This window comes from Candidatus Persebacteraceae bacterium Df01 (genome assembly GCA_030386295.1).
Lineage (GTDB): Bacteria > Pseudomonadota > Gammaproteobacteria > Tethybacterales > Persebacteraceae > Doriopsillibacter > Doriopsillibacter californiensis.
Map to the genome: position 1 here is coordinate 46,896 of JANQAO010000001.1, position 25,917 is coordinate 72,812.

Annotated in this window: 24 protein-coding genes and 1 tRNA gene; 11 read left to right on the forward strand and 14 right to left on the reverse strand. The window is 46.8% G+C overall.

Features of this window, described 5'->3' with window-relative positions:
- Nucleotides 1-3: 3 nt before the first annotated feature.
- Both NQX30_00230 and NQX30_00235 read right to left on the reverse strand, forming a co-directional pair.
- Nucleotides 4-1,530 carry a tetratricopeptide repeat protein gene (locus NQX30_00230; protein ID MDM5146818.1) on the reverse strand — a complete coding sequence of 509 codons (1,527 nt, stop codon included), beginning with the start codon at nt 1,528-1,530 and terminating at the stop codon, nt 4-6.
- A gap of 15 nt (nt 1,531-1,545) precedes the next feature.
- On the reverse strand, nt 1,546-3,471 hold the full coding sequence (locus NQX30_00235; protein ID MDM5146819.1) for a hypothetical protein: 1,926 nt from the start codon (nt 3,469-3,471) through the stop codon (nt 1,546-1,548).
- 514 nt (nt 3,472-3,985) lie between these two features.
- On the opposite strand from NQX30_00235, the gene NQX30_00240 reads away from it, so the two are divergent.
- Nucleotides 3,986-4,147, forward strand: a complete 162-nt coding sequence (locus NQX30_00240) for a hypothetical protein (GenBank protein ID MDM5146820.1) — start codon at nt 3,986-3,988, stop codon at nt 4,145-4,147.
- A 78-nt stretch (nt 4,148-4,225) separates the two neighbouring features.
- Here NQX30_00240 and NQX30_00245 read toward each other — a convergent pair whose 3' ends face one another.
- The 4 genes from NQX30_00245 to purL all read right to left on the reverse strand — a co-directional run bounded on the left by NQX30_00245 (nt 4,226) and on the right by purL (nt 10,722).
- Nucleotides 4,226-4,492: a hypothetical protein gene (locus NQX30_00245; protein ID MDM5146821.1), complete on the reverse strand. Its 267-nt coding sequence runs from the start codon at nt 4,490-4,492 to the stop codon at nt 4,226-4,228.
- Between the two features lie 461 nt (nt 4,493-4,953).
- Nucleotides 4,954-5,709 (reverse strand): molybdopterin-binding protein, encoded by a 756-nt coding sequence (locus NQX30_00250; GenBank protein MDM5146822.1) that lies wholly within the window; start codon nt 5,707-5,709, stop codon nt 4,954-4,956.
- A gap of 45 nt (nt 5,710-5,754) precedes the next feature.
- Nucleotides 5,755-6,846, reverse strand: a complete 1,092-nt coding sequence (locus NQX30_00255; protein MDM5146823.1) for a glycosyltransferase — start codon at nt 6,844-6,846, stop codon at nt 5,755-5,757.
- Nucleotides 6,847-6,867: 21 nt separating this feature from the next.
- The gene (gene purL, locus NQX30_00260; protein MDM5146824.1) at nt 6,868-10,722 is read right to left on the reverse strand and encodes a phosphoribosylformylglycinamidine synthase; all 3,855 of its coding nucleotides are present in this window, start codon (nt 10,720-10,722) and stop codon (nt 6,868-6,870) included.
- A gap of 228 nt (nt 10,723-10,950) precedes the next feature.
- Here purL and NQX30_00265 point away from each other — a divergent pair, with 228 nt between their 5' ends.
- The 3 genes from NQX30_00265 to NQX30_00275 all read left to right on the forward strand — a co-directional run bounded on the left by NQX30_00265 (nt 10,951) and on the right by NQX30_00275 (nt 14,577).
- On the forward strand, nt 10,951-12,045 hold the full coding sequence (locus tag NQX30_00265; GenBank protein ID MDM5146825.1) for a zinc-binding dehydrogenase: 1,095 nt from the start codon (nt 10,951-10,953) through the stop codon (nt 12,043-12,045).
- Nucleotides 12,042-13,151, forward strand: a complete 1,110-nt coding sequence (locus NQX30_00270) for a mandelate racemase/muconate lactonizing enzyme family protein (GenBank protein MDM5146826.1) — start codon at nt 12,042-12,044, stop codon at nt 13,149-13,151. The genes NQX30_00265 and NQX30_00270 overlap by 4 nt, the downstream gene beginning before the upstream one ends.
- 223 nt (nt 13,152-13,374) lie before the next feature.
- The gene (locus tag NQX30_00275; GenBank protein ID MDM5146827.1) at nt 13,375-14,577 is read left to right on the forward strand and encodes a M24 family metallopeptidase; all 1,203 of its coding nucleotides are present in this window, start codon (nt 13,375-13,377) and stop codon (nt 14,575-14,577) included.
- A gap of 45 nt (nt 14,578-14,622) precedes the next feature.
- Here NQX30_00275 and apaG read toward each other — a convergent pair whose 3' ends face one another.
- Nucleotides 14,623-15,018 carry a Co2+/Mg2+ efflux protein ApaG gene (gene apaG, locus NQX30_00280; GenBank protein ID MDM5146828.1) on the reverse strand — a complete coding sequence of 132 codons (396 nt, stop codon included), beginning with the start codon at nt 15,016-15,018 and terminating at the stop codon, nt 14,623-14,625.
- Nucleotides 15,019-15,060: 42 nt separating this feature from the next.
- Here apaG and rpe point away from each other — a divergent pair, with 42 nt between their 5' ends.
- The 6 genes from rpe to NQX30_00310 are packed head-to-tail and all read left to right on the forward strand — an operon-like array spanning nt 15,061 to nt 20,086.
- On the forward strand, nt 15,061-15,720 hold the full coding sequence (rpe, locus tag NQX30_00285) for a ribulose-phosphate 3-epimerase (GenBank protein ID MDM5146829.1): 660 nt from the start codon (nt 15,061-15,063) through the stop codon (nt 15,718-15,720).
- On the forward strand, nt 15,717-16,412 hold the full coding sequence (gene gph / locus NQX30_00290; GenBank protein ID MDM5146830.1) for a phosphoglycolate phosphatase: 696 nt from the start codon (nt 15,717-15,719) through the stop codon (nt 16,410-16,412). Before rpe ends, gph begins: the two co-directional genes overlap by 4 nt.
- Nucleotides 16,399-17,118, forward strand: coding sequence for an ABC transporter ATP-binding protein (locus NQX30_00295; GenBank protein MDM5146831.1), 720 nt, complete (start codon nt 16,399-16,401; stop codon nt 17,116-17,118). The genes gph and NQX30_00295 overlap by 14 nt, the downstream gene beginning before the upstream one ends.
- Complete coding sequence (serS, locus tag NQX30_00300) at nt 17,111-18,379, forward strand: serine--tRNA ligase (GenBank protein MDM5146832.1); 1,269 nt, start codon at nt 17,111-17,113, stop codon at nt 18,377-18,379. Before NQX30_00295 ends, serS begins: the two co-directional genes overlap by 8 nt.
- Before the next feature lie 43 nt (nt 18,380-18,422).
- Nucleotides 18,423-19,211: an ABC transporter permease gene (locus tag NQX30_00305; protein ID MDM5146833.1), complete on the forward strand. Its 789-nt coding sequence runs from the start codon at nt 18,423-18,425 to the stop codon at nt 19,209-19,211.
- 2 nt (nt 19,212-19,213) lie between these two features.
- The gene (locus NQX30_00310) at nt 19,214-20,086 is read left to right on the forward strand and encodes a hypothetical protein (GenBank protein MDM5146834.1); all 873 of its coding nucleotides are present in this window, start codon (nt 19,214-19,216) and stop codon (nt 20,084-20,086) included.
- 66 nt (nt 20,087-20,152) lie between these two features.
- On the opposite strand, the gene NQX30_00315 is transcribed toward NQX30_00310, so the two are convergent.
- From NQX30_00315 to NQX30_00335, 5 genes are all read right to left on the reverse strand, one after another.
- A complete protein-coding gene (locus NQX30_00315; protein ID MDM5146835.1) occupies nt 20,153-20,398 on the reverse strand; it encodes a hypothetical protein in 246 nt (81 codons plus the stop codon).
- Nucleotides 20,376-22,022 (reverse strand): LTA synthase family protein, encoded by a 1,647-nt coding sequence (locus NQX30_00320; protein ID MDM5146836.1) that lies wholly within the window; start codon nt 22,020-22,022, stop codon nt 20,376-20,378. The genes NQX30_00315 and NQX30_00320 overlap by 23 nt, the downstream gene beginning before the upstream one ends.
- Nucleotides 22,023-22,215: 193 nt before the next feature.
- On the reverse strand, nt 22,216-22,728 hold the full coding sequence (gene nuoE / locus NQX30_00325; GenBank protein MDM5146837.1) for an NADH-quinone oxidoreductase subunit NuoE: 513 nt from the start codon (nt 22,726-22,728) through the stop codon (nt 22,216-22,218).
- The gene (locus NQX30_00330; GenBank protein ID MDM5146838.1) at nt 22,725-23,978 is read right to left on the reverse strand and encodes an NADH-quinone oxidoreductase subunit D; all 1,254 of its coding nucleotides are present in this window, start codon (nt 23,976-23,978) and stop codon (nt 22,725-22,727) included. The genes nuoE and NQX30_00330 overlap by 4 nt, the downstream gene beginning before the upstream one ends.
- Nucleotides 23,971-24,564: an NADH-quinone oxidoreductase subunit C gene (locus NQX30_00335; protein MDM5146839.1), complete on the reverse strand. Its 594-nt coding sequence runs from the start codon at nt 24,562-24,564 to the stop codon at nt 23,971-23,973. The genes NQX30_00330 and NQX30_00335 overlap by 8 nt, the downstream gene beginning before the upstream one ends.
- A gap of 182 nt (nt 24,565-24,746) precedes the next feature.
- On the opposite strand from NQX30_00335, the gene NQX30_00340 reads away from it, so the two are divergent.
- A complete protein-coding gene (locus NQX30_00340) occupies nt 24,747-25,490 on the forward strand; it encodes a single-stranded DNA-binding protein (GenBank protein MDM5146840.1) in 744 nt (247 codons plus the stop codon).
- A gap of 76 nt (nt 25,491-25,566) precedes the next feature.
- On the opposite strand, the gene NQX30_00345 is transcribed toward NQX30_00340, so the two are convergent.
- Both NQX30_00345 and NQX30_00350 read right to left on the reverse strand, forming a co-directional pair.
- On the reverse strand, nt 25,567-25,779 hold the full coding sequence (locus NQX30_00345; GenBank protein MDM5146841.1) for a hypothetical protein: 213 nt from the start codon (nt 25,777-25,779) through the stop codon (nt 25,567-25,569).
- Between the two features lie 34 nt (nt 25,780-25,813).
- Nucleotides 25,814-25,889: transfer RNA gene (locus tag NQX30_00350), tRNA-Arg, on the reverse strand.
- Nucleotides 25,890-25,917 lie beyond the last annotated feature (28 nt).

Consider the following 25,917-nt stretch of genomic DNA (forward strand, 5'->3'; position numbering starts at 1 on the left):
TTTTTATTTTCTTAGCTTATTAATTCTTGCTTTGACCTGATTTGCATCAAAGCCAATAACCGAATTTTTTGACAATTTCAAAGATAACTCATAGTAATTAATAGCCAATTCAGACTTGGCTAAATAGTCTAAGACAACAGCAAGATTGTAAGAATAATCCGGATTACGCAACTCTCTAGAATGAGCCTCAAAGTAAGCTTCTTGAGCATCCAACCAACGATCATTAGACGCATACAAATTACCCAAAGAAAAATATAAACGACTATCCCAAACAGCATTATCGCCTATGGCTTTTTTCAGAGCAGCTTCTAATTCATACATGTTTTGATTGGAAATATTATGCAAATTAGCCAAATCAGCAATTGCCACTGAATCAGACGGATAATAATCAAGTATTTGCAAATACGTCGCAACCGCCAATTTATACCTTCCACTAGCCACTGCCACAAGAGCAAGCCCGTGAAGCGCATCAATATTTGTTGGGTTTCTTACCAATACCTGCCGATACAAAGATTCCGCTTCGGCATAAGAACTCGCTTTATAAAAAGACTGCGCCTGCAATAACAATTTATTTCTTTCCACCCCATCCATAGAAGGCGCTATATTAACTTTCTTGTCAGAATTTGATTTTTTATCATCCTCTAATAAGTTCGTTTGCGCAAGTTTTTGACCTTCCACCACCACATCAGCTTCTGCCACCATACTATCTTGCCCACTATCAGAAGAATGAATTCTCAAATTGTTTTTCAAGACACTTTCATACGAAGTCAACGCATCTAATTTTTTCTTACGAGCGCGACTTGATTCCGCATTAACTATTGCACTTACTTCTTCTTTCTTTACATCCTCACCATCTAATGGCGAAGAAATGCCTTCCTCGATATTTAATTTTTTTTCTTTCTGCCCCTCATCTTTTAATCGAGGGTCATAACCAGTTAAAATAGCAATCTTTTCAACATACTCTCTCTTTTCTTCTACGCTAGACAAATCGTCTGCCCTTGGTATTTGTAATGCAGCAAAATCTATCTCCGCTTGCACATCAATTCTCGGTATAGGCAAAGAAAGAACTCCTTCTTGACTAGAAGCAACCTTAAGTTTTGGCGCCGCTACTGATCGATTCGAACTGGAAGTTATCTGCGGAGACGAATCACCGCCTCGCAACCCAGAGACAGAATCAAAATTTAACCCTGGGACGACATTATTTGACAGGGCAAAATAACTACCCAACGCCACCACGCCTATTAGCGAAACAGAAATCAATTTTTTTCTGCTGCCTCCAGTGTTTTCGGCACTTGACCTTTCGCCCCCCGCCCTAAATACTTTTGCAGCACCAACATAACTTGTTCCTGCATCAACGGACGGAGCTATCGACTTTTGACTTTCTGCACTAACGATTGTATCAAAGTCTATGCTTTTTTCGGCACCAGAAACAGATTCAGCAGAAGCTGGCTTTTCTTGAAACACTTCCGAAGAACTTTGAACTTTATTTTCTTCATCCGCTTTTTTTAGCGAGTTTAATAAGAGACTCATATTTTTCCCTGTTTTTTAGCGCGCGTCTTCTTGCTTCGGCGGCAAAATATTATTCTCCTGATCTCGAACAATAAAGTCAGAATCCGGTAACAATCTTCGATAATCGGAGTAATCACCATAAATACTTGGGTCTTTAATAATCTTTGCCCTGATAAAAACAACAAATTCCGTTTTATAGGTTTTTTCGCTTTTATTTTGAAACAGATTACCAATACCCGGCAATTTACTAATTCCAGGAACGGATTGATTATTATCGCCTGTACGATCTTCCAGCAAACCACCCATCACAGCAATCTCACCATCACGCAATGTCATCACTGACTCCAATTCCCGGACACGGGTTATTGGCACGGAGTTGTCGCCACTCACGCCAGAAACAGAAGGAGATTGACGATAACCTAAAACGCGAGTAACACTTGGCTTCAAATTCAAAAAAACCTCATCCCCACTAGTAATGTGGGGCAATACGTTCATGGCAAAACCTACATCTACCGTATTTTCTGTCAATACATAAGTTCGATTCTGCACATTTCCTGTATCTTCGTTGACTTCTTCTTCTACATCCACACTGAAATATACTTCTTCATCAACCACCCGCAGAAGCCCTGGCTGATTATTCAGAACACTAATCCGCGGACTAGAAAGCACTTTAGCATCACCAAATTCTTCTAACAATTCAACAGCAGCACTAATATCACCAAGACGAAAAGCCCCCGTAAAAGCGGCGCCAGGCACCGCAGAATTCACAGGAGCGAGGCCACCAGAACGGTCATGAGTAGCCCGCTGATTGGTTCGAGCAACAGTATAATCCCTTTGGACAGTAACGGTACCATCTGCATTCACCGTTTCCGAATAAGTAAAATCCGTGACCACGTTATTACTATCTTCTACACTTGAGGGGTTAATGAAAGCTTTATATTCATCGCTCCCCGCAGTAAAAGTCCTAGAAGCAGAGAAAGTAAAATCCTCAACAATTCTTTGCAAAGCTGCGACAGCCCCACCAACACCGGCTCCCTTATACAGAGCAAGACCTGTTTCTGACAAACTATTGAATATTGACCAATCAATTCCTTGCTTATACTCATTGTTAAGAACAACCTCAACAATAGTCGCCTCCAACAAAACCTGCCGCTTAATAATACTCATCGACTCATCAATGTATAACTGTATTTCTTTTTGCAGCCGCTCAGGAGCATAAACCATTAAAATTCCCGTATTCAAATTAAAATCATATGTACTTGATTCCGGATTAAATTTTGCCGCAGAGTCCAGCGCATCCGAAAGTTTTTCAGAATTACCCTTAGCTCCAGCAACCGCGGCTTCTCCATCTGCAGCTTCATATTCCACATCAAGAATAGCTTCGATAGAATCCTCAAAACTTTCCCAAAAATCATTTGACCCTGTGTTAGTAACGCTTGATGACCCCCCATCACCAACGCCAGAGCTACTCGCAGAAGAACTGAATTCCCTACTTATAGACAAATAATCAACATGATAACGCTTATAGTAAGGCTCGTCGTTTTTTACAATTATTGCATTGCCTACGCGCACTACACGAATCGGTATTTGCTCAGAAATCCTATCTATGATTGCATCCAATGTTTGATCAATTGCACTCATAGTTACCAAACCACCAACGCTAGCATCAACATCCATATTGACGCCCGCATCTCTAGCAAGAGCAAATAAAAGGTCGCGCACCGGAACGGCGGTCACCACGACATCAAAAGTGTCTGAGCCTCTCTCATTACTCAATGTTGGCACAGTAGGAGTGGCTTTTACTAAAGCCGGAATACCGTCCCTGTCAGTAGGCTGACTGCTCTCAACCTCTTCAAAGGTCATATGCATTTCGCTGGGCGAGTAATTGGGCGAGCCACAACCAGCAAGAAATACGGAAAGCGATGAACTTAAAACAAGTCGTTGCGCTTTGGTCAACTTCATTTTTTATCCCTTCTTTTGCTTAATTCTGATGACAACTTGTACCATTCTAACATTAACAAGTTAAGCCAAAAGCACACAATCTTTTTTTGATTGCCTACTGATGTAGCAATTAAACCACTCTCCATACAAAAAGTCAACAAAATACAATTTCATTCCTTAAGCATTTAGCTTGAAAAGTAATTTTTATATCTTACAGAAAGAAGCGTAGAAACCCACTACCCGCCTGACAAATTTCATGCTATTATTTTGACAATACGAACCGTGACAATAGTGGCAAAATAAACATAATGGCCGCTTGGTCGTCTGTTTATATATTAATTTTTGCTATTACCTGCCGCATGTTTGCGTTAATCCGCCCCAATTTCCCGCTACAAGACACGCAGTCCTAGTGCTTTTAATATTTATCTATACCTAACGATAACCAATGCTGTGACCTGTATACTCCATTCTTTGTTATTAATTCCTGTATTTTTTCTGTTTACGTGCAACTTACAAAATAACAATTTCGCCTAAAATGCAAGACGCTGTCGGGACGGCGCAAATAACGGCGCCAGAGTCGAACCACACATTGTTAGAACCGTCCCATCTGTTGCTAACCATGCTTGACGGCAACATCGAACTAGAGGCATTACTGACGCACGCCGGCGATAATGTTGTGCGTATCAAGCGCAACTAAAAAATCAAATTCATGAATTGCCTATTGCGCAGGAAATTTCTGGCATGGTTCAGGCGTCACAGCAAACCGCACGACTGCTCAATCTCGCTTATTTGAACGTGAAATATCAGATACTGGTGACAACCCCACCGCCGGTGTAAAACAAAAACACAAATGGAAAATCTGATTACGCTGGCGAAATAATGTGAGCGCTAATCCGCCCATATCAAAGCCCAAGTAGTCAATGTCTGCTAACTTAGCGATTTGATTGCCATCGCCGCACCCAAAATCTATTATGCTGCTGACTTGATGGCGGCGAATAATGTCATTAAGTAGTTGCGCCTTGCAGGCTCCTGCCTCCCCCATAAGATCCGCTGCCTGACGTCAACCAGCTCGAATATCGCCGCCGCCAATATCGGTCGGAATAACAGGATATGATGACCCAACCGTTCTATTAGATACCTCATCACAAGCGCATTATAGGTCTATCTCATGCCGTATATGGCACACTCGTGGGCAGATTGTTCCAAATGCTATTGCCTCCGTTTGGTATACATATCCCACCCGTCCACCTGTCTTTGTGGCACTCCCACACGATGCAATGCGTCTCACTCGCACTGGGTTGATACAGGAAGACCGACCGCTAGGTTCTTTTTTATTTTTAGGGCTGGCTGGCGTTGCTAAGACGATTGTACAAAGCGCTGGCTGAGTTTTTGTTTGATTCGGAAAAACACGCCGCTTGCCAAACTGCTACTGGAAGGCACCTCAAAACCGGCAGCGCAGTTAAATTTAAATGATTCAAGTGAACCGGAAGCGGTAACGTTAAATTAGTTACCGATTTCGGTAACTTCAAAACTCATCTCACACCGCAAGTATTCAGTCATTTTTGCCGCCGCCGAACGAATCGCTTTTTCGTCAACGCCGCCAAATACCAAATGGCAATAAAGCACGCCATCGTCATCGCGCGGATAGCTACCTATTTCCAATGATGGCCACTGTGCCTGGACTGCTTCCAGTTGCTCGGCAAATTCACTTTCCGGCCCCATCACGCGCAGCGACAGCGAACGACGCGGCGGCAAATCCGGCAGTTGCAACGCCGCCGCAGTTGCCATCTGTTTAAATATTGCAGGTACTCCGGCGCAAACAAATACATTTTCTATTCGATACCCAGGCGCGCCCGGAAATTCGCTTTTAAGCGGTGTTGCGCCGCGGGGGGCTTGTGCCATACGACGGCGCATGGTAGTAAATTCTAGCCCGCGCCCATCATAAAACGCCTCCAGTAATGCTAATGCTTCCAAATTTTCGATTACTTCTGTGTTAAAAGCCAGCGCCACACCATAAGTGGTTACATCATCATGGGTGGGACCAATGCCGCCACTGGTCAGTACATAATTATGCGTTATCTGCATTTCCTGCAACGCCTTAGCGATAACCGTCGGCACATCACGCACTACCCGCACTTCATCAACCCGCAAACCTTTAGGCGCAAGCAATGCCGCCAACACTGATAAATTTTTCTCCGTCGTCCGGCCTGACAAAATCTCATTGCCAATAATTAAAAAACCGACTGTCTGCATTTTCATTACCAAAATGATTGTACCTTTGAGTAGCAAAAAACGATAACGTTATTACTCTACCAATCGCCGATATACTGCCAGTGTTTCTTCTGCCATTTTACGGGCGGTAAATACGGAGGTAATACGCGCCCGCGAATCATCGGCAACAGGCAACGGTGCAGATAACGCAGCCGCCAACGCAGCTGGATCATCCGGAGGCACCAAGCGACCACCTGATTCATTATTGGTAATAATGTCTAATGCGCCACCGTGAGCGGTGGCAATAACCGACTTGTTCATCGCTAACGCTTCAGCCATCGTGCGACCAAAAGATTCTGGTTTGCGCGCGCAGGAGACCACCACATCAGCCAATGCGTAAACTTCTCGTATATCACGACGCCCACCAACAAAGCGTACTTGGTCGGCAACTCCCAACCGCCGCGCCAACGCAACAAGCCGGCGGCGGCGTTTAAGTACGCCGCCGCCGGCAAATACCGCCAACCATCCAGCTCGCGCCGGCATCAAAGCCAAAGCACGCAACAGTACATCGTGCCCTTTTTGCTCTGCTAACCGCCCCACGTGCAAAACCACACGCCGACCAGCAGCCCCCCATTCCTCACGCAATTTTTCCACTACCATCGCATTCACCGCCGTCGAGTCAAAATATTCCACATCAACCCCGCGACTGATAACCGTGATTTTTTTCGCTAGCACAAGATAATGCCGCTGAATGTGTGTAGCAACAGCAGCACTAGGACAGATAATTGCATCAGCCCGCACCATAATGCGGCTGTATGCGCTAACACTGTTGATTCCGTGTACAGTGGAGACTGTCGGCAACCGCAATTGACGATTAGCAAAATGATGTAACCACGCAGGCAACCGACTTCTCACGTGCACAATATCAGGTGCAATGGATTCCAGCGTTTTACGCAGGAGCCGTACTCGTCCGGGTACAGTCAACGGATTTTTACTTGCCATCGGTAGCGACAAATGTCTCGCACCAGCAAGCAGCGCATCACTAACAAGCCGCCCGTTTTCGCTGATAATCACATGCCTTACCGCATCACCGTGTTCACGCGCCAAGTCCACCACACCGCGTTCTGCTCCTCCTTCTTCCATACGTGGCAATAATTGAGCGACGAGCAACGGTTTTGTGCTCATAAAAAACAATGGCCTAAATTATTAATGAACAAAACGGCGCGCATTTAGGAAAATATTGAGCCACGGGCTAAATTCCCCTTTCCATTCTGGGGGCGACCACGACAGTTGCCCGCAACGAAAAACCCGCTCGGGATGAGGCATCATCACCGTCACTCGCCCATCAGGAGAACAAAAACCTGTCATTCCTCCGGCAGAACCATTGGGATTGAGCGGATACGTTTCCGTTGCCTCGCCACGGTTGTCAACAAAGCGTAACGCCGCACAAGCGTTTTTGATATTTGCCGGCGATGACGCAAAAGCAGCACGCCCTTCCACATGGGATGACACTACCGGCAACATAGCACCTTCCATTCCCGCCAGCAACGGCGACGGAGACGGCAACACTTCAACCATTACCAACCGCGATTCAAAACGCTTGGAGCGGTTACGCTCAAATTGTGGGAAACGCCAATTACTAGCATCTTGCATAAGTGGCTGCAAGCCAGCCAAAACTTGGCAGCCGTTACACACGCCCAAAGTGAACGTATCTGAGCGCGAAAAAAAATCGGAAAACATCTTGGCTAAAGCCGCGTTGTGCAAAATCCCACCAGACCAGCCACGCCCAGCTCCCAGCACATCACCAAAAGAAAAACCTCCACAAAACGCCAGGCCTTGAAAGGATTCGTCTAGTTGCCGCCCTGCGCGCAAATCGCCCATCGGCAGATCCACAGCATCAAAGCCAGCGCGAGTGAACGCCGCCGCCATTTCGCGCTGACCGTTGGTCCCTTGCTCACGCAAAATTGCCACCCGCGGACGTTTGCCGATAATAGCAGGCGCTTGCACATCGCCATTCCACGTAAACGGCAACCGGCAAAATAACCCTGTATCTTCATCAAAATCACGCTGGTGTTCGGTGGTGGCACAATCGGCATCATCGCGCCGACGGGCAATAGCATAACTTGTTTCATCCCACGCTTGGCGCAAGTCAGACAGTGCTTCGTCCAATAATTTACGTCCGCCGCAATACACTCGCACCCGCTTGTCGGCAACCGTATAACCGACAGTCTGCACTGCATTTGGCAAGCCGGCATCGGCAAAAGCCTGCAGCACATCAGCAGCACACTCCCGTGGAACTTCCAATAAAACGCCAATTTCTTCGTTAAAAAAAGTTTCCACTTCGCCACCACCGACAACGGTCACATCGCCACCATCGGTTTGAGAGGCAGGTCCACGCAAACCGTCAGCGATTAGCATTAACCCACGATTAGCAGCAAATGCCATTTCACAAGCACAAGCCCATAGCCCGCCATCGGAGCGATCGTGATAAGCCAACAGCAATTCCTTTTGGTGGCACACCGCTACCGCCCGCAAAAATGCCGCCAAAATAGTCGGTTCCACATCCGGCACCGCATCGGCAAATACCGTTGCCGACGTTTGCTGTAATATTGAACCACCAAGTCGCCGTAACTCACCGGGTGCAGCCAGCATTAAAAAAGTATCGCTGCGCCCCGACAACTGCGGCGTCAGCACACGGCGAACATTTTCGTGGGAAACAAACGCCGTTGCCACCGCCATCACCGGTGATTCCACCGTTGTATCACCACTACCCATGCGCATGGAAAGTGAATCTTTACCCACAATCACGCCCACTCCTAAAGATTCACAAAAATCGGCAGCAGCGCGTACAGTAGTGCGCAATTCGGTGGTGCGCAATTCATCGGCACAATTAGCCATCCAGTTGAGCGACAATTTAACCTGTCGTAAGTCATCAATTCCCACACTGGCTAAATTTGTTAACGCTTCGGCAACAGCCATACGAACACCGCTGTCAGGGGCTGACGCGGCGACGTTCGGTCGCTCACCCAGTGCAAACACTGCGCCGCCGGGATGCTCATAATCGTTAAAAAATGCCGCACAATCAGCCACCGGTATCTGCCACGGCCCCACCATCTGATCACGTGCGGTCATCCCACCAACACTGCGGTCACCTATATTAATTAAGAACCGCTTGCACGCTACCGTCGGATGTCGCAACACTTGGTAAGCAGCGTCACGCAATGCTATTCCACACACCGGCAACACAGCAAGCGGCCGCGTGTCAGCAACAACAACGCGCTTCGGTGGCGACTCCACACCACCCAACACATCCGCCAACGGCAAATCCACTACCACTTCAACTGCGCCCATCACCACAATGCGCCGCACTTCAGTCGCTTCACCGATTACGGCAAAAGGACAAGCCTCGCGCCGGCAGATAGCACTAAATTCATCTACCGACTCGGGCATCACCGCCAATACATAACGTTCCTGCGACTCGTTGCACCAAATTTCTGCCGGTGACAGACTACGGTCTTCAACTAGAATTTCTGACAAGTTAATTTGTGCCCCGCGTGCCGCATCGTTAACTAATTCAATTACCGCATTAGACAACCCACCGGCACCCACATCATGTAATGACAAAATTAATCCATCATGCGGTGGGCGACGGCAGGCATCAATAACTTCTTGGGCACGTCTTTGCATATCGGCGTTATCGCGTTGTACTGAATCATAGTCTAGTTCAGAACCGCCGTCAGCACGACTGGAAGCCGCGCCGCCACCCATACCGATACGAAACCCCGGCCCGCCCAGCTGAATGATTTTAGCTCCCACTGGAATGGAATGTTTGCCCGCACTCGTCGACAGCATGTGCCCCAAGCCACCAGCCAGCATAACAGGTTTGTGAAACCCAAATCGCCGCTCATCAATCGCGTTTTCATCACTTTCAAAACTACGAAAAAACCCACCCAACGAAGGACGCCCAAATTCATTGCAAAATGTCGCTGCGCCCAAAGGCCCATCAATCATAATTTGCAACGGCGATGCAATGTGCGCTGGCGTTTCTCGCCGCTGCATGGTACCGCATTGCGACAGCCCCAAATGGGACACTGTAAAACCAGAAAACCCAGCACGTGCTGTAGCACCACGGCCAGCAGCAGCTTCATCACGAATTTCACCGCCGCTACCAGTAGCAGCACCGGCAAAAGGTGAAATTGCTGTTGGATGATTATGTGTTTCCGCCTTAGCGACCAGTAATAACCCTCCACTGCCAGCAGCATAAACGCCGTCAGTGGCAGGTGCGAAGTCTTCTCCGGCGGCAGCTTTGACGACAGCTGCATTGTCGGCAAAAGCGGTAATTACACCCTCCGGACTCGCGGCGTGAGTACGGCGAATAGACTGCATAAGCGACTCACCACCATCTTCCCACGCCGCATTAAATACTTTGTGGCGGCAATGTTCAGAATTTGCCTGCGCAAACATCAACAGTTCAGCTTCCGTCGCTTCGCGCTTCAACCGCACATACACTGCCCGCAAGTGAGCAACATCCTCTGCGGATAGCGACAATCCCAATTCCGCATCCGCCGCCCACAAAGCTGTATCCGTTGTGGCGAAAGTGCGCGATGAGCGAGGAGAGTGCACGGCAAAAAGCCGCCGCCATTCCCTCAACCGTGGTGTCCGCAAAACGGTTTGCGTCATGCGGTCGGCGATTACATCGGGATTGAATTGCCCACTAATATCACCAATAAATAATCCTCGCTCAACGTGCCGCAAGCCGTTCAGATGACAGCGGCGAAGAATATCTCCCGCCTTGGAAGCCCACGGCGACAGCACTCCGGGGTTGGGGATGATAATTGCCGCATCAAGCGTTTCGTCACAAAAATTATCTGATGCTTGCAATATTTGGCGCAACAATGCCTCATCGGAGACAGACAACTGCCCTTCCCACGCCGCAAAATATGCATAACGAACGATCAGTCCCGGCTGTTGTTGACAAATGGCGAAATCCTCACCATTGATTTTATTTTCAATCTCTCCGTCCGCCGGAAGTCCTAAATACGCAACGTGCCGCAAGGTCATAAACAGGTGAATTATATCGCTCCAATATGTAGCATTAGAAAAATCATCCAATTAATTCTGAAAAGATGTCACCGCAGAGGCAGCTTTGAACAATGTCATGCAAAAATAGCGTGACCAATATGTGGTAGGCTTCACATTGCTTTTAAATGGATGTTTTTGTCCGACAAGCCCCCGACACAGTCAACGATTACCTCATATTCCGATTAATTTTATTTGGAGAAATCATTCATGTCTAAAATAACCATCCAAGCTGCCGTTTGTCGACAATTCGGTTCTCCACTTAGCATAGAAACATTAACTCTAGCGCCGCCGACGGCGCGTGAAGTGCGCGTCAATTTGGCTGCTTGCGCCATCTGTCATTCTGACATTATTTATGCTGACGGCGGCTGGGGCGGCACACCACCAATTGTTTTTGGCCACGAAGCTGCCGGCACCGTTGTTGAAGCTGGTGCTGACAGTGGTATCGCCGTCGGCACTCGCGTTGTCGTAACACTGCTACGCTCGTGTGGCGGCTGTATTCCGTGCCAGCACGGTGCACCAACTTTGTGTGAAGACAATTTTGACCCGCTGACGCGCCTATACGATATCAACGGCAAGCCAGTTGCCATCGGTCTAAAAACCGGCGCTTTTGCCGAACAAGTCGTTGTTGACAGCTCACAGGTCGCCACCATACACAATACTTTACCGTTCACAGAAGCCTGTTTACTGGCTTGCGGCGTTTTGACCGGCTGGGGGGCAGTGGTAAATACCGCCAATGTTCCGCCAGGTGCCTCTGTCGCTGTTGTCGGCTGCGGTGGTGTCGGCGTTAATTGCCTGCAAGCAGCATCTATTGCCGGCGCATCGCCGCTAGTCGCGATTGATCTATCAGCAGAAAAATTGAAATCCGCCGAACAATTTGGTACAACACACACCATCCTTGCCAACGCTGATGACTACGGCGAACAAGCACAACACATCACCGGCGGACGTGGCTTTGATTATGTTTTTATGACGGCAGGTAGCGCTAAAGCGGCGGAACAGGCTGCAAGCTTACTTGCCACGATGGGAACGTTGGTGCTAACCGGCATGCCACCAGATGGCGATTTGGCGCGCATTAACATCGCCGACGTAGCGCAAGGACAGCGGCGCTTTCTCGGCAGTAAAATGGGTAACTCCCACCTCCGCACTGATATTCCGAAATTTCTCCGCTTACACAGTGAAGGACGGCTTAAGTTGAAGGAACTTATCGCCTCCTATTATCCGCTGGTGGACATTAACCGCGCTATGGACGCCTCTCGCCGCGGCGATGCCTTGCGCAACATCATCCTTTTTGACAACTCATGAAAATACAAAAAATAGAAACTTTTTGCACTTCCACTGTCGGTATCACACGAGTAACAACCGACAGCGGCGCACAAGGATGGGGACAGGTGTCAACCTATCATGCCGACATTTCATCTACAGTATTACATCGGCAAGTGGCACCTTGGGCGCTCGGCATGGAAGTGGAAGAACCTGCACAATTTGACGATTTGATCGCCCGCATTTTTGAGTGCGAACACAAATTTCCAGGCTCCTACTTGTGTCGTGCTGTCGGTGGATTAGAAACAGCACTGTGGGATATGCTCGGCAAGCGACACAGCAAAACGGTCTGTGAACTGCTTGGCGGCAAGCCACGCCCACTACGCGTTTATGCCTCCAGTATGAAACGAAATATTGCACCGAAAGATGAAGCAGCTCGGTTTTTCCACCTCCGCGAAGAGTGTGGTTATGACGCTTTTAAGTTTCGCGTTGGTGCCGAATGCGGTCGCAATCAGGATGAATGGCTGGGACGAACGGAGGCTATTATTCCGGCGATACGACAGGCATTGGGTGATAACGCAACCTTGTTGGCGGATGCTAATAGCTGTTATGAACCGGCACAAGCAATTGCTGTCGGACGTATGTTGGAAGAGTACGGCGTCGTCCATTATGATGAACCGTGCCCGTACTGGCGACCTGATTGGACAAAACAAGTACGGAAAGCACTGACATTGGACGTAACCGGCGGCGAACAAGACAATAATCTGACGCTATGGCGTTATCTGATTGATGACCATGTCATGGACGTGGCACAGCCAGATATTTGTTATTTGGGTGGCATTGGTCGGACGTTACATGTCGCAACATTGGCGCAAGCCGCCGGCATACCGATAACACCGCATTCTGCTAATCTATCTTTGGTAACGATTTTCACACTACATTTAATGGGTGCACTTACCAATGCCGGCCCATATGTTGAATTTTCAATTGAGGGAGAAGATTACTATCCGTGGCAATATGGCATTTATGAACCAATGCCAATTGCCAGAGACGGCAAAGTGGAAATTCCAACAGCACCTGGTTGGGGCATCCGCATCAAAGACGACTGGCTGCAACAAGCAGCTTATCAATGCAGCGAAAAAAACTAATACAGCGCTAAAGCACTTACTACCTTAATTTCTTTCAGACTTAAATACGACCTATTGTGGTGATTGTTTAACCTGCTGCTGCGCAACAAAATAGTAATATAACGAATTTCTACATGTCGTGAGCGAGCCTGCAAAATGGTAAAGAGTGTTTTGGGTCGTTCAAACAACCGGGGCGAAAGCGGATGACGCCTGTTTTATCACCGCACACTGAAAGACAACTACAATGAAAGATCTGTTAACAATTGAAAACGGCACCCGTGCAATGCACACTTTTTCTGATGCCGAATACGCTCGGCGCCACGCGGCACTGTTTAATTTAATGCAAGAAAGCGACATTAGCGCCGCTTTTTTTACTTCTATTCACAACGTTAATTATTATGCCGATTTTTTGTACTGTGCTTTTGGTCGCCCGTACGGCTTAGCAATGTATGATGGTAAAGTTACCACGGTTTCGGCGAATATTGACGGCGGTCAGCCCGGACGACGGACTGTTGGAGATAATTTGGTATATACCGATTGGCGGCGCGACAATTTCTTCCGCGCGGCACAGCAACTATTGCCCACACGTGGAACAATCGGCGTAGAAATGGACCATATCAGTGCTGACAATTTGCAAAAATTACGCGACGCACTACCCGACTGTGAATTTAAAGACATTTCCAAACCAGCAATGCGCCTGCGGATGATTAAATCCGACGAAGAAATTGCGCACATCAAACAAGGCACGCAAGTTTGTGACATCGGCGGTGCGGCAGTAACCGCAGCGGTGCGGGAGGGCGTTTGCGAACATGAAGTTGCACTAGAATCCACGCGCACAATGGTACGTGAAATTTCTCGCCGTTTTCCGCATGCCGAATTAATGGACACTTGGACTTGGTTTCAATCCGGCATTAACACCGACGGCGCACATAATCCGGTCACCACCCGCGCGGTACGACACGGCGACATTCTCTCGTTGAATTGCTTTTCTATGATTGCCGGCTATTACACCGCCTTGGAGCGAACGCTATTTTATGGCGATTGTGATGCCGATTCGCTGCGCCTATGGAAAATCAACGTTGAAGTACACGAAGCGGGATTAAAATTGATTCGTCCCGGCGCACGTTGCTGTGACATTGCCGCCGAATTAAATAAAATTTATAAGTCATACGACTTACTGGAGCGACGGACGTTTGGTTATGGACATTCTTTTGGTGTTTTGTGCCATTACTACGGACGCGAAGCCGGGTTGGAATTACGGGAAGATATTGAAACGATTTTACAGCCGAATATGGTTGTTTCCATGGAACCAATGATCATGATTCCGGAAGGCTCTCCCGGCGCGGGCGGCTATCGTGAACATGACATTTTGGTGATAACCGACAATGCCGCAGAAAATATTACCGGCTTTCCTTACGGTCCAGAACACAATATTATCAACGCTTAAAGCATCCTTTTAAGCATAAATAATAATGCGCAACTGGTCAACCTATTAATTCACCATGCTAGGGACAACAAGAGAAAAAATAGGAATGGCAGCATCAAAATGGCTTCCGTCATCCAGTCGCATGGTGTAAACACCGGTCATGGAGCCAGCGGGGGTCGGCATATCCACATAACTGGTATAGCAAAAAGTTGTATCGGGTGTAATCCTAGGCTGCTTTCCAATAACGCCATCGCCGCGCACTTCTCGAATATCACCGTTTCCGTCAGTGATTTTCCAAGCGCGCGAAAGCAATTGGAAGGCGGCGTTCCCCACATTACAAATAGTAATTTCGTAGGCAAAGATAAATTCGCCGCCATCAACTAGGTTAGCATGAGGCAGATAATTAGCTTTCACCAACACTTCCACTTTGGCACCAACTGCGTCGGTTAAAGCCGAAACCATACGTGTAGACATACGGGGAGTATAATCTGACTTGTAATTATGGTGCAACCGCCGGTTATCGCCGCTAGTTTGTTGTCGGCTGATTTTTCACGTCTAGGAGAAGAATCTCGCCAAGTGCTTGGCGCGGGCGCCGATTGGCTACACTTTGATGTAATGGATAACCATTACGTACCCAATCTAACTTTTGGTGCACCTGTTTGTGCAGCATTGCGTCACCACTTACCAACAGCAGTACTGGATACGCACTTAATGACCTCGCCGGTAGATAATTTAATTGAGCCTTTTGCCGAAGCTGGCGCCAATATTTTAACGTTTCATCCAGAAGCAACGACACACCCGCACCGGACTGCCACCCGCATCACCGCTACTGGCATGCAATGCGGCATAGCGCTCAATCCGGCAACTCCATTGACTCAGCTAGATTATCTGCTGGATGTCGCAGACCTTGTATTGCTTATGACAGTTAATCCCGGTTTTGGCGGGCAAAAATTTATCTGCCAGATGCTAAATAAAATTTCCTCCTTGCGCCGGCAACTAGACGACAGTGGACGATCGATTCGCCTGCAAGTAGACGGTGGCGTCAATGCGGAAACGGCCTCCCAGTGTCTAGCCGCTGGTGCCGACACACTGGTAGCAGGCAATGCCATCTTTAGCACTGACGATTATGCGCTTGCTGTGGCAGGATTACGAAAATCGGCATGACAAAAGCGCTTTTGTTTGACTTAGACGGCACTTTGATTGATTCAGCACCAGACATTCACGCCGCTGCTATTGGTACATTAAACGACTTACAACTGCCACCAGTGCCTTTGTCGGAAGCCAAACAGTATATCGGCGACGGCATGGAACGGTTTGTAAAGCGTATTCTCACCCGCCAGTGGTGGGGAGAACCAGCAACTGACCTGTTAACACACGCTAAAGTCCGTATGAATATTCATTACGAACGGGAATGCACAGTACGCCGCTTAATATATGATGGCGTAAAAGAAACACTAACGACACTGCAAGCGGCGGGAATAGCGCTGGGATGCGTAACGAATAAACCGTTACGTTTTACTCAACCAGTACTAGCTGCGTGTGGGCTGGACGTTTTCTTTAGTGCCGTTGTGGCAGGAGACTCGTTACCTGTCAAAAAACCCGCTCCCGAACCGTTACAAGAAGCATGTCACTTACTCAACGTAGATTGCCACGATACGTGGATGGTAGGCGATTCTGTTGCCGATGCTCGCGCCGCCACCGCCGCCGGCTGCCACTTTGCTGTCGTGTCATACGGCTACCACCGCAACGGTCATTTACCAGACGCTGACACTGTGATAAAATTTTTTCCTGAAGTAATAAACTTAATTAATTTTCAATATTCTACTGAAAAGAAAACCTCTCATGCTGGCTGTTGAAGTTCACAATTTAACTAAATCTTACTATGGCACTCCCGTATTGCGGGGCATTAATTTTTCTGTTGAGGCTGGTCAATCTTTTGGCTTTGCTGGAATTAATGGCGCGGGTAAGAGTACATTTTTGAAATGTCTGCTGGATTTTTGCCATTACGAAAGCGGTGATATTCGTCTGTTCGATGTATCTAGTAAAAACCGACATGCTCGAGCGCGTATGGCATTTTTACCGGAGCGCTTTATTCCACCCTATTATTTAACTGGCGAACAGTTTTTGCGCTTTATGATGAAACTACAAGATACACCTTTTTCACATAAGCAGGCACTGGAAATGCTAGCCGATTTGGATTTAGATGATTCAGCACTCCGAAAGCCGGTGCGCTCATTTTCCAAGGGAATGACCCAAAAATTGGGATTGGCATCTTGTTTTTTAGCCGAGCGTGACATCTATTTTTTAGATGAGCCCATGAGTGGACTAGACCCCAAAGCGCGAGTGCTAGTTAAACGTCAATTTAGCAAACTCGCAGAACGCGGTGCAACACTTTTTTTTACTTCCCACATGCTAGCCGATATCGAAGAAGTCTGCTCACGCATGGGAGTGTTGCATGACGGCCGCATTTGCTACCTCGGAACACCGGCAATGATGCGAGAGCAGTTTGGCGGCAATACACTAGAAGAAGCTTACTTAGCAGCGATTAATACCAATGCTTGACGTAGCCTTGTTGCGGCGAGATTTTGGCGTAGTCGCCGACAACCTTCAACGACGCGGCATAACGCTAAATGAGGCGGCTTTTTCTGCCTTGGATCAGCAACGACGACAAACGCAAGAATACACAGAAACGTTGCGTGCTAAACGAAACGCACAAACTAAACAAATTAGTGCCGATAAAGCATCGGGCAAAATAACAACACCGGAAGATTTTAAGACGCCACTTCAGCAAGCACAACAAGAAATGAATCAATCACAAGCAGCGTTGGACAAATATTTATATGATATTCCCAATTTACTTCATAAGTCAGTTCCCGACGGTCTCGGAGAACAAGACAACGTAAAAGTTCGGTGCTGGGGCAAGCCGCCATCGTTTGATTTTGTCGCTAAAGACCATACGGCGCTGGGCGAAGCACTACAGTTAATAAATTTTGACGATGCCGTCAAATTAGCCGCAGCACGATTTGTAATACTCGCCGGACCACTCGCGCGGCTACACCGAGTGCTTGCACAATTTATGCTTAATTTGCATGTTGACGAACACGGTTGTCGCGAAATGTATGTGCCTTATCTGGCTAATCCAGCCACACTGACAGGCACCGGACAGCTACCCAAGTTTGAAGAAGATTTGTTTTTCATGGAACGAGACGCGCTGTATTTAATACCCACTGCAGAAGTGGCACTCACTAATTTAGTGCGCGATCGTCTTATTTCACCAGCCGAGTTACCCTTGCGGCTGGTGTCACACACGCCGTGCTTTCGGCGCGAAGCTGGATCTTATGGCAAAGACACACGCGGCATGTTGCGTCAGCATCAATTTGACAAAGTGGAGTTGGTATCTGTTTGTACGCCAGAAGAGTCTTATCGCATGCTAGAAGAAATGACAACTCACGCTTGTCGGGTTTTGGAATTGTTGGAGCTACCCTATCGCGTAGTATCCCTATGTGGTGGCGACATTGGCTTTGCCGCTGCCAAAACATATGACATAGAAGTGTGGTTGCCAGGTCAACAATGTTATCGTGAAATTTCTTCGTGCAGCAACTGCGAAGATTTTCAAGCACGGCGCATGAAAGCGCGCTACCGACAAGCAAATGGCAAACCTGCCTTGTTACACACACTTAACGGCTCCGGCGTGGCGGTAGGACGAGCACTCATTGCCGTGATGGAAAATTATCAACAAGCGGACGGTAGCATTAATATCCCCGATGTTTTACGCCCTTTGATGGGGAACATGACCCGTATCACCAGAGAAAATAACGGATGAAAAAACGAATTTGGCACATAACTTTCTTACACAGGGTGACTGTATGAAAAAAACATCCGATTGGAAAATTGTATCGGTTATCGCACTGTATGCATTGCGTGAAGCATTGCAAAATCGTATTTTTTGGATTGCTTTATTTTTTGCCGTTATCGGCATTGGCGTATCCGCCTTTATTGGCGACATTGCAATTATTGAAAACAAAATTGTGGAAGCAACCTTTCTTGCAGCCGCCTATCGTTTTTGTGCGGTGCTGGTACTAATGGTGTTGGTAATTTCCACATTAGTACGCGAATTTAACGACAAGTGTTTAGAATTATATTTATCACTAACCATCTCACGACCAATTTATTTTATCGGCAAAATGGCCGGCTTTTTTGCAGTAAGCACTTTATTGGCGGCAATATTTGCAGCGGTGTTGTTGTTATATGCCGAACCCGCACCAGTTCTTTTATGGTTTTTATCTCTCGCTTGTGAGCTAACAATTGTTGCGTCAGTAAGCGTATTTTGTGTAATAACATTTAATCAGCAAATTCCGGCATCTTTTGCCGCCGCCTTTTTCTTTTATTTGATGAGTCGCTCAGCAGATAGCATAGTGCTCATCAGCAAAAGTGAAATTTTGCTGCACACCACTGGCAACGCGGTAATCTCTTTTGTAGTAGATAATCTAGCAGTAGCGTTGCCGAGTTTGGCGCGTTTTACCCAAACCGATTGGGTGGCATACGGCAATGCCCCGTTTGCTGATGCACTGCCGTTAATTGCACTGCAAACGGTAATTTACGTGATGTTAATCGGCGGCGTCACACTAGTTGATTTTTCCCGAAAAAATCTTTGACTATGCCCGTCGCCCGTCTCAAATTTCGTTTCCGGCTAATTGTCAAAGAAGAGTATCAACCTCTGCGTAATGTGCCACGCTGGCTGTGGTTGCTGATGGCAACCGCCATAGCGGCACAAATCGCTTTTTCGGTGTTACTGTTACCACAGCCAAAACCGAAAATTAGCGCATTGCATCAACCACCGTCGGCACTGTTTTTACAAGCTGTCTCTTTAGGCGACCCACTGGCATTAGGGCGAATACTGATGATGAACTTACAAGCCCATGACAATCAACAAGGTCTTAGCATTCCCTTTAGAGAACTGGATTATGATGTGCTGGGACAATGGCTTGACCGGATTGTGTCATTAGATGAAAAAGCCGAATACCCACATTTTTCCGCCGCTAAAATATATTCTTTCGTATCAAATGAAGAACGGCAGAACAAAATGATTGAATGGGTACGTCGTCACTTTGCTCGTTCTCCAGACACTCGTTGGGAGTGGATGGCGCACATGACTAATCTAGCGCGACACACTTTAAAAAACAACGCACTCGCATTAGAAATGGCAAAAGAAATGCGCGACCTAACCACGCCAGGAAAAGTACCGGGCTGGGTGCGGCAAACGGAAGCATTTATTTTGGAAGAAGAGGAGGAGTATGAAGCTTCTGCTTCTTTACTGGCTGGATTACTAGAAGCAGGTGAAGTAACCGATCCGACAGAGTTTGAATTTTTATTGAGACGACTAGAAGATATTATTGACAAGCAAGTCAAAAGTGGAGAAATTCGAACTCAAGCGCAGATAAAAGAAAAAACCAGAACACTAGAAAGCTTGCAGGCCAGATTTTTATCGCAGTATCAAGAACCCACAAAAGAAGTAAATAAACCCCAATAAATCCGCTAGATAATAGATTAGTATTATTTTTCCACGAGGCGGAACAAGCGACTCTGCCGTAGAATTTTAATCGTCTTTATTTTTTTTTGAGAAAAGTGCTTTGACCTTGTGATAGTACTTACGGCATGTGTATGTCACCGCACCAAATGCGCCCAAAATAGCGGTAACAATTGCCGCACCCGAACCTGGATCGATATAAGCGTGCGCATCCACGTGAAAAATAATTGTCCACAACGTAATAACCCCCAAGCGAGAAAACCGCTTGTCGGTTACGCGGGGACGCGAAGAATCATTCGTACAAATAGTCTGCATAATCTCCATCCTTTTCGTCTTCATCACCCTCCCCATATCCATACCTACCAGCATATATTAAATCATACTCCATCGCATTAATTGCGGGGTCACCGCCATCAGCCAAGCAACGAACAATATTGTAGGCAACTTGTGAATTTACCGAATAACTAGAGTTCTGCTGAATATAAGAGGCACAAGCATCCGGCGGATAAAAACCGGCAATAACACCATAATGGTCAAGTATATAAAAATCTTTTTCGTCCTCTTGCAGCGTCTCCCATTCCATCCCTCTAGAAAGGCTAGCACCATGATCACCGAACAAATAAACTAAAGCATCCGGATCATTTTTTTTAATAAAAGACATAATTTTGTCAATAGACTGCGCGGCAAGTTGACTACCTTCTATATATTCTTTCTGGTAAGCAGAAAATTGCCCCGGCAAACCAGCATAGTGAAGAGGAGTGTGGGTAGGTGCAATAATATAAGACATAATCACTTGAGGACCTTTGGGCAAGAGACGAGAAACTTCCTCAAGGAAATAATCGGTATACATCACTGGGTCAAGTATGGTGTTGACGACTTTATCCTTTAATCCTCCCCAATTATTATCAATTGCTATTCGCAATAAAAAACAATAACCAAAAAGCCCGTAATGAAATTGCCAATTGTTGACAAATGAACAAGCGGCAGAATACTTATTAGCGGTGTTGTAGCTATCTATATGAGGCCCTTTGGCGGAACCAAAATAATTATCTCTATGATATATATTTGTAGAATAACCATTAGCCTTGAAAATTTCTAATAGCGGCCCTGCGACCTTACCGATAATTATTTCGTGCTGTTGTTTTTCTGGCATAGCACGATAGTATTCTCTATCCATCGCCAAAAACATGTTAAGAGCAGATTTTGTTGATGCGCCATCACTAAATGCATTTTTAAACAGTATAAAGCCATGTTTTTTCAGCATCTGCGCATAAGGTAGCGATTTAATATTCATAAGCTTTTGAGCTAGCGATTCCGGTATCATCGCGTCATAAGAAAGAAAATAAACATTTGGCCTACGCACAAAATTCACAATTTTAATATTAGAAGAGGAGGTCATACCAGAAAGAGGAACAGCCGGAGAAGACACATATTGTTGAGAACTTAGAGAATTCACGGTCGTTATTGTCAGCGCAAAAGCTAGCAACAAAACCGTTGATGCAGTAGCAATTTTCAGCCAGCGGACTCCATCAGACAGCGATTGAAAAAAAACAGTGGCTATCAAAAAAGCCACGAACGCTATCAGCCATTGCCAAATAGAAGACAACGTGAGAATGTCTTGATTATAAAAAAGATACAGCGAGCAGATATTGACAGCGGCGAAAGCCCCAAGTGCTGTATTAATAAAACGAAATCTCAACCACGCTAAACTTCCAATAATTATAGATTGAACACAAAGCACTACAATCGTTAGAGAAGCCGCAAAGAGCGCGTCATCGTAGGAAAATTCTCCAGCAGCACTGTTGTAGGTACTGACAAACCAAAAACCACTTAACGACGCCAAACAGCAGATTTTTGCAGCAACGTTTTTAAAATCTGCTAAAGAAATGCTTATTCGTCTCCGATTTTTTCTGCTTTTTTTAGTGGTTTTATTGGCCATAAAATTTAATTATGCTTTCTGATAGTTAATTATTAATGAAACATATCGTGCCATATATAATTATATCCTCGCGAAAGGCATAAAGTCGCTGAGTAAAATTTACCGTCAAACAACTTGCCGTTATTCATTACTTTTCCGAAATCTACATTAACTTACCGACGGACTAGCATCGTCATAATTTACCAAAACAAAATTAATCGCTTGCGTTATCGTTTTGTTGTCGCAATTTTCTCAAAAAACCCGGTACTTTTTCCGCCGTAATGCCGCTGTGTATTTTTTCGTTGTTAACGATAATTGCTGGCGCATCGCCACAAGCACCAAAACACTCACCTTCGCGCAAAGTCCATTCGTCATCCGCCGTTGTTTCGCCAAAATCAACACCCAACGCCTCCTTCAAGGCGGCGGCCGTTTCTGTCGCTCCCATCAACATACATGGAAGATTAGTACACAAACACAATTTGTTTCGTCCCACTGGTTTTAGGTCGTACATGTTATAAAACGTAGCCACTTCATAAGCGCGAATTGCTGGAATTTTTAAGTACTCGGCAACAAAAGCGATAGTGTCATCAGCCAGCCAGCCCTTTTCTTTTTGCGCGATGCGCAAGGCACTCATTACTGCCGACGCTTGTTTGCCGGGCGGATATTTTTCCATTTCACGATCAATCGCCGCCAGTGACTCGGCAGATAAGTTTTTTTCGGCACTCATCGATCAATCTCACCAAACACAATGTCCATTGTGCCAATGATAGACACCACATCGGACAACATGTGTCCACGTGCCATTTCATCCATCGCTGCCAGATGAACAAACCCCGGCGCACGAATTTTTAGACGGTACGGCTTGTTGGCACCGTCCGACACCAAATAAATACCAAACTCCCCTTTAGGATGCTCCACCGCACAATAAGCCTCGCCAGAAGGCACGTGCATTCCTTCAGTAAACAGCTTAAAGTGGTGGATGAGTTCTTCCATGTTGTCTTTCATGTTGACGCGAGACGGCGGTGCGATTTTGTGATCTTCCACAATAACTGGACCGGGGTTTGCTCTCAACCATTCTACGCACTGTTTAATAATACGATTGGACTGGCGCATTTCTTCCATACGCACCAAATAACGGTCATAACAATCCCCGTTAACGCCTACCGGAATATCAAAATCCAGCTGTTCATAAACTTCATAAGGTTGTTTTTTGCGCAAATCCCATTCCACGCCACTGCCACGCAACATGGGTCCGGTAAAGCCCAGTGCCAGCGCCCGCTCCGGCGTTACCACACCAATATCCACGGTACGCTGTTTCCAGATACGGTTATCGGTAAGCAGGGTTTCGTATTCGTCTACTTTAGCCGGAAACCGTTCAATAAAATCGGCAATAAACTCCAATAAACCACCCTGCCTATTAGCGTTAAGTTCCTTCACATGGGATTCGCTTTTGAATCGGGAAACGCTGTATTGCGGCATCGTATCAGGCAAATCCCGATACACTCCACCAGGACGATAATACGCGGCATGCATGCGAGCACCAGAAACGGCCTCATAACAATCCATCAAATCTTCGCGCTCGCGAAAGGCATACAAAAACATGCTCATCGCACCGATATCCAGCGCGTGCGCGCCCAGCCACAGCAGGTGATTGAGAATACGTGTGATTTCATCAAACATCACACGGATGTACTGCGCACGTATGGGCGGCGTCAGCCCGCAAAGTTTTTCAATCGCCATCACATAGGCGTGTTCATTGACCATCATGGAAACATAATCCAACCGATCCATATAGGGCAGTGCTTGAATAAATGTTTTTTGTTCGGCTAATTTTTCGGTAGCACGGTGGAGTAAACCGATATGCGGGTCAGCGCGCTCAATGACTTCGCCGTCCAACTCCAGTACCAACCGCAACACTCCATGTGCCGCCGGGTGTTGGGGACCCAAATTCATTGTGTAATTACGAATCTCAGCCATGATCGTCGCGCTCTCTGCCAAAATCGTCTTCACGCACAATACGCGGTGTTACCTCGCGCGGTTCTATGCTCACGGGGACGTACACCACCCGCTTTTTTTCTGGGTCATAACGCATTTCCACGTGGCCAGAAACGGGGAAATCTTTGCGAAATGGATGACCGATAAAACCGTAATCGGTAAGAATTCGCCGTAAATCTTGATGTCCATGAAAAACGATACCGTACAAATCAAATGCTTCACGCTCAAACCAGCCAGCGGCGGCCCAGATGTCGGTAACCGAAGACATTTGCGGAAAACTCTCATCCTCACAAAAAGCGCGCACTCGCAATCGGCGGTTGTGGGTGAGGGAGAGTAAATGATAAACCACGGCAAATTTTTTGTTTGGATACGCCGCGTGTTCAGAATAATCAATTCCTGCTAAATCAATGAGTTGCTCAAAACAGAAGTCTTTTTCGTCACGCAACGCCCGCATTGTTTCAGAAATTCGGTTTTCTGGCACCAGTAGCATAATTTCATCCAATTTGTCGTTTACGACAAAATCACCGCTATCAAACCGTGCTTTTAATAAATCCGCCAAGAGGCTCATAACCGTTAATTTTATCATCGCCGCCGCCGTGTGCATTTTCATCGCTCGCGCTCAACCAATCCTCCACCGTTCTCATCCCCGCCATCGCCGCGTCCGAGCGTCATCAATTACCTGCCGTGAGAAACAATCCTCTGAAGAAAACACATACAATGGCGGACACAAACTGCCTGTTTTAATATTTTATGACTGCCACCCGCCTCATTGCCGCCACCGACAAGCTCACCGCCACTTGTGAACAGCTGACTTTTGGCGCACCAATAACGCACACATATCATCCGCTGCGATATGCCCGCCGGGCGCACAATAAATATTTACGGCAGTTTGGCGACGGCACTAAACGAACGCTTTTTTGGGGGATGAATCCCGGTCCGTGGGGAATGACACAAACCGGCGTCCCTTTTGGCGAAGTGGCAGCAGTACGCGACTGGATGAAGATTTGCGAAGCACCACAGCAGCAGCCCGACACCCATCCGGCGCGCCCTATACTGGGTTTTGATTGTCCTCGCTCCGAAGTCAGCGGGCGGCGGCTGTGGGATTTATTTGCGCAGGAATATAAAACGGCAGCGGCGTTTTTTTCCGACCACCTGGTGTTAAATTATTGTCCGTTACTTTTTTTGAGTGCTGAGGGCAAACGGTGTACTAACATCACACCCGACAAATTGTCGCCAGCAGAAAAAACACCGCTGTTTGAAGCGTGTGATATTTTTTTACGCCGTGTTGTTGACATATTACAGCCACAATATTTAATTGGCGTTGGCGGTTTTGCCGAAACCCGATTATTAACACTATTTTCCGACAGCGATATAACAATCGGAAAAATTTTACATCCCAGCCCTGCCAACCCTGCTGCCAATCGAGGATTCGCCACCACCGCCACCGCACAATTGCAAACACTCGGCGTGTGGCAGACGCCCACTCAATATTAATTTGATAATGGTGCGCTAGTTATTTTTGTTATCACTTCGGCTGACAAAATTTCTGATTTGATTGACAACTCCATCATCATTTTTTTTCATCTAAACTGCGCAATACCAAATTTGCGCTGCTGTTTTTATCAAGATGCTCAAATAATTTAATAATCATCGCTTCTCGCATTTCCTCTTTTACAAAGAGAACCATCATTGTGAGTATTTTTTTGCTTCTTGCATCTTCACCCAATACCCATAGCATATTCTTTTCTTTTTTTACTTTATACAGTAAGTACGCATTCGCCAACAATGGGCAATAGGGCGATTACAATATAATCTGCTGGCGCGCCTTAGAGGATTCGAACCTCTGACCTTTGGCTTCGGAGGCCAACACTCTATCCGCTGAGCTAAAGGCGCGGCAAAATCTCATTATACAAGCGACCTT

Excerpts from the sequence above, each read along its gene's own strand:
- NQX30_00295 (MDM5146831.1), top strand. The coding sequence starts at position 16,399 with ATGCTGGCTGTTGAAGTTCACAATTTAACTAAATCTTACTATGGCACT.
- NQX30_00265 (MDM5146825.1), top strand. The coding sequence starts at position 10,951 with ATGTCTAAAATAACCATCCAAGCTGCCGTTTGTCGACAATTCGGTTCT.
- NQX30_00235 (MDM5146819.1), bottom strand. The coding sequence starts at position 3,471 with ATGAAGTTGACCAAAGCGCAACGACTTGTTTTAAGTTCATCGCTTTCC.
- serS (MDM5146832.1), top strand. The coding sequence starts at position 17,111 with ATGCTTGACGTAGCCTTGTTGCGGCGAGATTTTGGCGTAGTCGCCGAC.
- NQX30_00305 (MDM5146833.1), top strand. The coding sequence starts at position 18,423 with ATGAAAAAAACATCCGATTGGAAAATTGTATCGGTTATCGCACTGTAT.
- purL (MDM5146824.1), bottom strand. The coding sequence starts at position 10,722 with ATGACCTTGCGGCACGTTGCGTATTTAGGACTTCCGGCGGACGGAGAG.
- NQX30_00245 (MDM5146821.1), bottom strand. The coding sequence starts at position 4,492 with ATGGGGGAGGCAGGAGCCTGCAAGGCGCAACTACTTAATGACATTATT.
- gph (MDM5146830.1), top strand. The coding sequence starts at position 15,717 with ATGACAAAAGCGCTTTTGTTTGACTTAGACGGCACTTTGATTGATTCA.
- NQX30_00255 (MDM5146823.1), bottom strand. The coding sequence starts at position 6,846 with ATGAGCACAAAACCGTTGCTCGTCGCTCAATTATTGCCACGTATGGAA.
- NQX30_00320 (MDM5146836.1), bottom strand. The coding sequence starts at position 22,022 with ATGGCCAATAAAACCACTAAAAAAAGCAGAAAAAATCGGAGACGAATA.
- NQX30_00250 (MDM5146822.1), bottom strand. The coding sequence starts at position 5,709 with ATGAAAATGCAGACAGTCGGTTTTTTAATTATTGGCAATGAGATTTTG.
- NQX30_00230 (MDM5146818.1), bottom strand. The coding sequence starts at position 1,530 with ATGAGTCTCTTATTAAACTCGCTAAAAAAAGCGGATGAAGAAAATAAA.
- NQX30_00340 (MDM5146840.1), top strand. The coding sequence starts at position 24,747 with ATGACTGCCACCCGCCTCATTGCCGCCACCGACAAGCTCACCGCCACT.
- apaG (MDM5146828.1), bottom strand. The coding sequence starts at position 15,018 with ATGGTTTCGGCTTTAACCGACGCAGTTGGTGCCAAAGTGGAAGTGTTG.
- NQX30_00315 (MDM5146835.1), bottom strand. The coding sequence starts at position 20,398 with ATGCAGACTATTTGTACGAATGATTCTTCGCGTCCCCGCGTAACCGAC.
- nuoE (MDM5146837.1), bottom strand. The coding sequence starts at position 22,728 with ATGAGTGCCGAAAAAAACTTATCTGCCGAGTCACTGGCGGCGATTGAT.
- NQX30_00275 (MDM5146827.1), top strand. The coding sequence starts at position 13,375 with ATGAAAGATCTGTTAACAATTGAAAACGGCACCCGTGCAATGCACACT.
- NQX30_00310 (MDM5146834.1), top strand. The coding sequence starts at position 19,214 with ATGCCCGTCGCCCGTCTCAAATTTCGTTTCCGGCTAATTGTCAAAGAA.
- NQX30_00335 (MDM5146839.1), bottom strand. The coding sequence starts at position 24,564 with ATGAGCCTCTTGGCGGATTTATTAAAAGCACGGTTTGATAGCGGTGAT.
- NQX30_00240 (MDM5146820.1), top strand. The coding sequence starts at position 3,986 with ATGCAAGACGCTGTCGGGACGGCGCAAATAACGGCGCCAGAGTCGAAC.
- NQX30_00270 (MDM5146826.1), top strand. The coding sequence starts at position 12,042 with ATGAAAATACAAAAAATAGAAACTTTTTGCACTTCCACTGTCGGTATC.
- NQX30_00330 (MDM5146838.1), bottom strand. The coding sequence starts at position 23,978 with ATGGCTGAGATTCGTAATTACACAATGAATTTGGGTCCCCAACACCCG.